Below are 7,442 nucleotides of genomic sequence, written 5' to 3' on the forward strand. Positions count from 1 at the left end.
TTGGGCGCATGGGCGCGGGCGACGGCAAGATTGTGTTGAAGTGCGGAAATGCTGATGGAAGCGACGATCGGTCTTGGCATGATATCCAGTGGCAGTAACGAGGGCAGATGGCTCACAGAGGGCGTTCGCGGGTAGGCGAACGACCGATCTCGGCTGGCAATGCGCACGGCGAGCAGCAAGGCCGCCATGGGCCTGCCTGTCGCGGTTCGCCCGGAAGTTTTTGTCCAGCGGGGAACAAGCGGGCATTTTACCGGACGAACATCTTTATGGTTTGACTTATGACGGAGCGTGCATGGTTTCATGGTATAAAGCTACCCGGACATCATTTGTTATACATCTTGGACAGGGATGAATCGCGGTTTCTATACCATCATGGCGGCGCAGTTCTTTTCGTCGCTCGCCGATAACGCGCTGCTGATCGCCGCCATCGCCCTACTTGCCGAAATGCATTCGCCAGCGTGGATGACCCCGCTGCTGAAGCTGTTTTTCGTGCTTTCCTATGTGCTGCTGGCGGCCTTCGTGGGTGCCTTCGCCGACGCCTTCCCCAAGGGCAAGGTCATGTTGATCACCAACATGATCAAGATCGTCGGTTGTTCCCTCATGTTCTTTACCGTGCATCCTCTGCTGGCTTATGCCGTGGTCGGCTTCGGGGCAGCGGCTTATTCGCCGGCCAAGTACGGGATCCTCACCGAACTGCTGCCGCCGGAAAAACTGGTCGCGGCCAACGGCTGGATCGAGGGGCTGACGGTGGGCTCCATCATCATGGGCACGGTCCTCGGCGGGGCGCTGGTCAATCCCAAGATTTCAGCGGTGATCCTCAGCTTCGACTTCCCGATGGTCGACCTGCCCATCGATACTCCCACCGAAGCGGCCCTGTGCATCATTTCCTGCATCTACATCGTCGCCGCCCTCTTCAACTTCTACATTCCTGATACCGGTGTCCGCTACGAGCATCAGGAACGCAATCCCCTCCGCCTCATCGTCGACTTCGCCGGCTGCTTCACCACCCTGTGGAAGGACAAGCTGGGCCAGATCTCGCTGGCCGTGACCACGCTCTTCTGGGGCGCCGGGGCGACATTGCAGTTCATCGTTCTGAAATGGGCGGAAAAGTCGCTGCACATGCCGCTGGACAAGGCCGCCATCCTGCAGGGCATCGTCGCCGTAGGCGTAGCCCTGGGTGCAGTGGCCGCCGCCCGCTTCGTGCCGCTGAAAAAATCACTGACCGTCATGCCGCTGGGCATCATCATGGGCATCGTGGTGATGCTGATGACCACCACCACCTCGGTGTGGGTGGCCTATCCGCTGCTGGTGATCGTGGGCGCGCTGTCGGGCTACTTCGTGGTGCCGATGAACGCCCTGCTGCAGCATCGTGGCCACGTGCTCATGAGCGCAGGCCATTCGATTGCCGTCCAGAACTTCAACGAGAACCTCTCGGTGCTGACCATGCTGGTGCTGTATGCCTTCATGGTGCGCATGAACCTGGATGTGAATACCGTCATCATCATCTTCGGCTCCTTCGTGGCCGGCATCATGTATCTCATCATGCGCCGCCATGCCGCCAACCAGCGCGAGCATGACTCGCTGGCGCTGATCGGCGAGGACAAGCATCCCCACCACTGATTTCACGATGGATTGAAGGTCTGGACCGGCGGTTCAGACCGGCACGACGGCGTGCTGCACCATTGCGGCGGCACGCGCTTCCCACTGCGGCGGCACGACGAAGCCGCGCATCACTTCCAGCCATTCCGGTTCAGCACCCCGCTGCAGGCGGCATTGCGCCACCATGACCGGACTGTCGTCGGCACTGAACATGTCTTCCAAGGTGCTCCGCAGCTGTGCCAGGGTCATGCCCTGCCCGGCGGGAAGGCGCGCCGGTGCCAGCCAGGACAGGCGCGGCAGGACGGCATAGCACATCGTCTCTTCCTCAATACGTGGTAGCGAGGCCGCATCACACCAGAATCCCCGGCAATGATCGGCAGCAATGCCCATGGCGGGCGGCAGGCTCAGCACCGCATCCAGCGGGTAAAACAGCCATCCCTTGACCAGGGCGCGCGCCGCTACGACAGGGGCCGGCAGTACCGCCTGGGCCGCCGGATGTTCGGAAAGCTTCAGTTGCTGCTGCATGATCTTGCGCATCTTGCGGCCCAGCGAATCGGCCAGGTTGGGACCGACGAAGGCATCCGCCTGCGCTGTCGCGGTCAGCTCCCGCGCTTGCAAGAGATAGAACTTGGTGGCGAACTCCCAATGCACGACACCGCCGTCGTTCTCCGCCTCGGGGGAACGGATCAGGAAATCGAATTCGCCGAGTGTTTCTCGCGTCGGTCCCTGATTGCGGACCTGCAAATTGGCGGCGACCAGGCAGTCCTGCTGGCGCAGATAGAAACCGAGCAGCTTTTCGGCATACCGGCCGAGGCGCCCTGAGGGCTGTTGCGCCAGGTGGGCGTGCAAGGCCGCATTCATGGCCGGATCGTATTGCAGGTCGTGCAGCCAGCCGGCCACCTCGGGTGACAGCTGGCCCAGCGTGGCGACCCGGCCCTCCCAGCAGACGGCCTCCGGCGCCAGCAGATCGGGCGCATACAACAGCCAGGCCAGTGCGCGCACGTGCGGATCCCGCAGATCGGGCCAGCGCTGGTGGAAGCGCGCCTGATGCGTGCTCAGGTCCATGCCGGGCATCGTTTCAGCGGGCTTGCGCCGCGTAGGTGCTCATGGCCAGGCACAGGTCGGCCCAGGCCTTGCTCTTGTCGGTGAGCGTGCGCAGCAGATAGGCCGGGTGGTAGGTCACCACCAGCGGCAAGTCCTGATAGCGATGCAGCGTGCCGCGCAGACGCGAAACCGGCGTGGCCGGATCCATGCCCAGCAGCGAAATCGCCGCCGTCTTGCCCAGTGCTACCAGCACGGTCGGCTGGATCAGTTCGATCTGGCGCTGGAGGTAAGGCAGGCAGGAGACCACTTCCTGCGGCGAGGGCGGACGGTCGCGGCCGTTGTCGTCGGTGGGACGGCATTTGACGATGTTGGCGATGTAGGCATTCTCACCGCGCTTGACGCCCATGGAGAGCAGCATGTTGTCCAGCAGCTTGCCGGCAGGGCCGACGAAGGGTTCGCCCTGCTGATCCTCGTTGCGGCCCGGGCCTTCGCCGATGAAGAGCCACTTGGCCTTTTCATCGCCTACGCCGAAGACGGTATTCTTGCGGCCTTCGCACAGTCCGCAACGGCGGCACTCAGCAACCTGCTGCTTGAGCTGCGGCCAGTCCATGGCCTTGATGCGGGCAATCATGGGGTCGACGGCCGGGGCGTCTTCCTCGTCGTCGCCGTCCGGGATCAGCACGGGTTCCAGCGAAGTACCGAAGTCCATCTCGTCGAGCCAGGAAGGCGGGCCGCCGTCTTCATCGACCGGCGCACGCGGACGGGCGGGGGCGGCGGGAGCCGGGCGTGCAGCAGGCGTGGACGGTTGCACCACCGGAGCAGCGACGGGCGGCCTGGATTGAGCCGCGACGGGTTCAGGCGCGATGGCCTTGGGCGCGTCGACAGGGGCAGCGGGCACGGCCGCGGCCGTTTCCTGAGCAGGTACTTCCGCCTGCGCGGCCTGCACCTCTTCCACCGCCAGCTCACGCCGCACCCAGACCGGGCCAATGCCCAGCGCATCCAGCAGGGCCAGGGAGGAGCCGAAGCCCGGATCTTGTTTCAATTCTTCATTCATAAGGGCAGACTCATGACGATAGCCCCTTCTCGGGTCTGGTTGGCGGCGGGATAGTAATTCTTGCGCCGCCCGATTTCAGTAAAGCCGTACTGGCGATAGACCTTGGCGGCATGCACGTTGGACTCACGCACTTCCAGCAACATGGTCCGCATGTGGTGCTGGCGTGCCACCCCGGTCGCCTGGTCCAGCAGCATGCGGCCCAGGCCCTGATGCTGATGCAGGGCGGCCACGCTGATATTGAGCAGATGGGCTTCATCCACGGCCAGCATCACGAGGAAATAGCCCAGCAATTCGCCGTGGGCATCCCGCAGGGTCTGCGCCTGGTAGCCGCTGTAGAGCGAATCCTGAAAATTGCCGCGCGTCCAGGGATGGGAGTAGACGGCCTCTTCGATCCTGACCACCGCATCCAGGTCACTCGCGCCCATGGCCGCAAACTGCAGCCGCCCGAAACGCGGATGCGAGACAGGCAGCGACACGGCCAGTTGCTCGCTCATGCCACACCCTTGGCCGCATCGCGCACTTCGCGCTCGGCCGTGGTCAGGGCCACCTTGTTACGCAGATAGAGCGGCTGCGCCTGCTGTGCCGGCAAGGCCAGGCCGGCGCTGAAATGCACCTGTCCCAGCGTCGCCACCTGGCGCGCATGGGGCATCGCCTGTGGCTGCACACTGGCGAAGGCCGCCGTGCAGAAGTTGGCGCTGAAATGCTCGGCATACACCGACAAACCATTGCCGCAGGCATGGGGGCGACCTTCGACCGGTACCTGAGCGGCAGACGACAGGGCCGGTTCGGCAAGCGTCTCCCAACCGCCATCGGTACGGGCGCGGTAGCGCGCCCAATAGACTTCACCCATGCGGGCATCGAGGATGGCCAGCACATCGCTGGCCTGCGGATTTTCATCACGGCAGGCTTGGGCCGCCGCTTCCAGAGTCACCACCGGGACCACCGGACGGTCACAGCCAAAGGCCAGCCCCTGCACCACGCCGCACGCCGTGCGCACGCCGGTGAAGGAGCCGGGGCCCACGCCAAAGGCCAGCGCATCGCATTGCGACAGCGCCAGGCCGGCATCGGCCAGCAATTGCTGGATCATGGGGAGGATGGCGTCCGAGTGCGTCTGGGTACCAGCGGACTGGCGCGCAATCAGTTCGCCTTGGTAGAGCAAGGCCGCCGAGGCCAGCTCGGTGGAGGTTTCAATGGCAAGAATCGTGGACATCCCGCTATTTTACCGTGCGGCGCGCAATTGTTCGGTGCGTTCGCATCTAAGGTGAGCCTTTGTGCGGCAGCGCAAAACCCTTCGCGCCGAAGGGGGTAAAATAAGCGCGCCATGACCTACCAGAAATTAGACCAAACCAACCGCCGCCCGCTCGCCGAGGCGCTTCGCAACGACACCTGGGTCGTGGCCTGCCTGTGCGCGAACTGGTGCGGCAGCTGCCGTGAATATGAAGCCGCCTTCCAGGCCTGGGCGACCCGCTATCCGCAGCATCACTTCGTGTGGATCGATATCGAGGACCAGGCCGACCTGGTCGGCGATCTCGACATCGACAACTTCCCTACCCTCCTGATCGAGCGCGGTGCCACGGTCGCCTTCTTTGGCCCCATGGAACCGGACACCCGCCTGGCCGAGCGCATCCTGCTGGCCCAGGTCGACAAGAGCGACGCCGAGCTGCAACGTGAAGCCGCCAGTTCCGCCGAGCGCCGCACCTGGCAGGAAGATTGCAGCCTGCTGGACAAGCTGGCTGATGTGATCGGCTGAGGTTTCCCTCAACGCGCGTCGCTTCTGGTTGCGTACTTCAGGTCAGCCAGGGATCGGTTTCCGGGTGCGGGAAGCGCGCACTGATGAAATCGGCAAAGCTGCGCACCTTGGCCGACAGCAGCCGGCGGCTCGGATACACCATCGAAATCACCACCTGCCCCATGTCAAAGCCGGGCAGCACCTGCACCAGCTTGCCGCAGCGCAGGTCATCGCCCAGCGAGTAGGAGGGCCGCAACACGATACCCATGCCGGCCAGCGCCAGGTCACGCAGCAGCACGCCGCTGTTGGAGACCACCTTGCTGACGATGGGCACATCCATCACGCCGGCCTCGGTATTGACATGCCAGTGATGGCGCAAATATTCATGCGAGAAGTTCAGGCAGCTGTGGCGCGACAGGTCTTCGGGCTGTGCGGGCGCTCCGGCGCGCTCCAGGTAGGCAGGTGAAGCACAAAGGATCACCTTGGCTACACCCAGCTGTCGCACGATCATGCTGGCATCGAACTTTTGCATGCTGCTGAAGAATCCGATATCGATGCCCTCCTCCACCAGGTCGATGGAGCGGTCGGACAGATAGACGTCCAGCCCCACGTCAGGATAGATCCCGGCATAGGCAGCCAGCATCTCGCCCAGTTGCGACTGGCCGAAACCGGCATTGGAATAAATCGCCAGCGTCCCGGCCGGACGTTTGGTTTCCATGGACACCAGAGCTTCGGCATCATCGACCTCGGCCAGGATCATGTGAACCCGCTCCAGATAGGCCTGCCCGGCCTCGGTAAGCGAGAGGCGGCGGGTCGAGCGATTGAGCAGGCGGGTACCCAGGTGAGCCTCCAGATCGGCGATGAAACGGGTTGCCACCGCATTGGAAATGTCCAGCAACTCGGCGGCACGCACGAAACTGCCCTGCTCCACCACCTTTGCAAACACCCGCATTGATTGCAGACGATCCATTTTTCAAGTCCCTGATTGTTCCACAAAGAGAAATAGTCAATTCCGATTAAACCTATTTTTCTTCGTCTTCGCAATATTTACACTTCAGTCATCGGTTAGCGCATCGCAACAAAGCAACAAAGATCGCGCTGACCGGCTTCACCAGGTCGCCCACGAGTGGGCTTTCCCACAAGGAGAGCATGGATCACTCCCGCGACTCGCCGGCCCTGGAGAAGAGCAACCCCCACTTACCCAAACAGAGGACATTATCATGAACATCAAGAACATCATCGTTGCCGCCTCCCTGCTCGCCGCTGCTGGTGCCGCCATGGCTGAAGCTCCGTATCCGCCGGAAACCCCGTTCCACTCGACCCAGACCCGTGCTGACGTCAAGGCCGAACTGCAACGCGCCCAAGCCAATCACGAGATCGCCACGCGCAATGAATATCCCATGATCCGCCAAGCGCCCTCGCAACTGAGCCGCCAGGATGTCGCCAACCAGGTGCAACAAGCCAACAGCGCAGCACAAAGCCTGTATAGCGGCGCTTGATCGGAACCGATCCGCATCCGATGTCCGGATGGACCGATTCCGCCACGGCAGTGTTCCGCACCGGCGCATGCCCCGCGTTGAACGTGAATGAATGCGAACGAATGCCGACCGCCTGCGTCCGAACCACCGTGCCAGGATGAAGCAATACCGCAGCAACGCACTACCCGCAGTACCGCAGTCCCCGTACCGCAGCACCACCTGCCATGCCGCCACGTCTTGCCGGGCGCATGACAGCTGGTGCACCAGCCTCCCTCCTTCCCCTCGTTTGGCTCCCCTTCTTTTTCACTGATCGCGCCCTGGTCGCAAGTGACGTGCATTCTCACCGCATGAGCCGGCCAGATCGTGCATGGCTGATGCATTCAATGCGCTTTTTTGCTGCGATGCGACATGCAAAAATCCCCGGAAAACCTTGTCAAACCGAGCTTTTCCTTGAGATTTTGGCGCACCGCATGTAAAGTCAAGGGTTTGTTCCTTCCCGCCTGGCTCAGGGTTTTCTTGTCAAAGTCGGGCCACCTTT

General features: G+C 62.6%; 9 protein-coding genes. 3 read left to right on the plus strand and 6 right to left on the minus strand.

All coding sequences use genetic code 11. The annotated features are described in order from the left end of the window. Positions 1-188 (minus strand): hypothetical protein (locus B3873_RS16720; RefSeq protein WP_286867418.1); only part of this gene is annotated, 188 nt, incomplete at its 3' end. Positions 189-348: 160 nt separating this feature from the next. Here B3873_RS16720 and lplT point away from each other — a divergent pair. Then, positions 349-1,620, plus strand: a complete 1,272-nt coding sequence (gene lplT / locus B3873_RS16725) for a lysophospholipid transporter LplT (RefSeq protein ID WP_039788320.1) — start codon at positions 349-351, stop codon at positions 1,618-1,620. Positions 1,621-1,653: 33 nt separating this feature from the next. Here lplT and B3873_RS16730 read toward each other — a convergent pair whose 3' ends face one another. From B3873_RS16730 to tsaB, 4 genes are read right to left on the minus strand one after another with little or no spacing between them, the layout of a single operon-like run. After that, entirely contained in the window at positions 1,654-2,664 is a 1,011-nt protein-coding gene (locus B3873_RS16730; protein WP_286867419.1) for a DUF1853 family protein, read from the minus strand. A gap of 13 nt (positions 2,665-2,677) precedes the next feature. Continuing rightward, positions 2,678-3,697, minus strand: coding sequence for a uracil-DNA glycosylase (locus B3873_RS16735; protein WP_286867421.1), 1,020 nt, complete (start codon positions 3,695-3,697; stop codon positions 2,678-2,680). Next, positions 3,694-4,191, minus strand: coding sequence for a ribosomal protein S18-alanine N-acetyltransferase (rimI, locus tag B3873_RS16740; RefSeq protein ID WP_209532974.1), 498 nt, complete (start codon positions 4,189-4,191; stop codon positions 3,694-3,696). The genes B3873_RS16735 and rimI overlap by 4 nt, the downstream gene beginning before the upstream one ends. After that, positions 4,188-4,907: a tRNA (adenosine(37)-N6)-threonylcarbamoyltransferase complex dimerization subunit type 1 TsaB gene (gene tsaB, locus B3873_RS16745; RefSeq protein ID WP_286867423.1), complete on the minus strand. Its 720-nt coding sequence runs from the start codon at positions 4,905-4,907 to the stop codon at positions 4,188-4,190. Before tsaB ends, rimI begins: the two co-directional genes overlap by 4 nt. Before the next feature lie 111 nt (positions 4,908-5,018). Between tsaB and B3873_RS16750 the strand changes: the two genes are divergently transcribed. Continuing rightward, a complete protein-coding gene (locus tag B3873_RS16750) occupies positions 5,019-5,447 on the plus strand; it encodes a thioredoxin family protein (RefSeq protein WP_286867425.1) in 429 nt (142 codons plus the stop codon). A 37-nt stretch (positions 5,448-5,484) separates the two neighbouring features. Here B3873_RS16750 and B3873_RS16755 read toward each other — a convergent pair whose 3' ends face one another. Beyond that, positions 5,485-6,396: a LysR family transcriptional regulator gene (locus tag B3873_RS16755; RefSeq protein ID WP_039788330.1), complete on the minus strand. Its 912-nt coding sequence runs from the start codon at positions 6,394-6,396 to the stop codon at positions 5,485-5,487. A gap of 250 nt (positions 6,397-6,646) precedes the next feature. Between B3873_RS16755 and B3873_RS16760 the strand changes: the two genes are divergently transcribed. Beyond that, a complete protein-coding gene (locus B3873_RS16760; RefSeq protein WP_286867428.1) occupies positions 6,647-6,925 on the plus strand; it encodes a DUF4148 domain-containing protein in 279 nt (92 codons plus the stop codon). The last annotated feature ends 517 nt before the right edge of the window (positions 6,926-7,442 follow it).

The organism is Herbaspirillum sp. UBA812, assembly GCF_002296545.1.
Lineage (GTDB): Bacteria > Pseudomonadota > Gammaproteobacteria > Burkholderiales > Burkholderiaceae_D > Herbaspirillum > Herbaspirillum huttiense.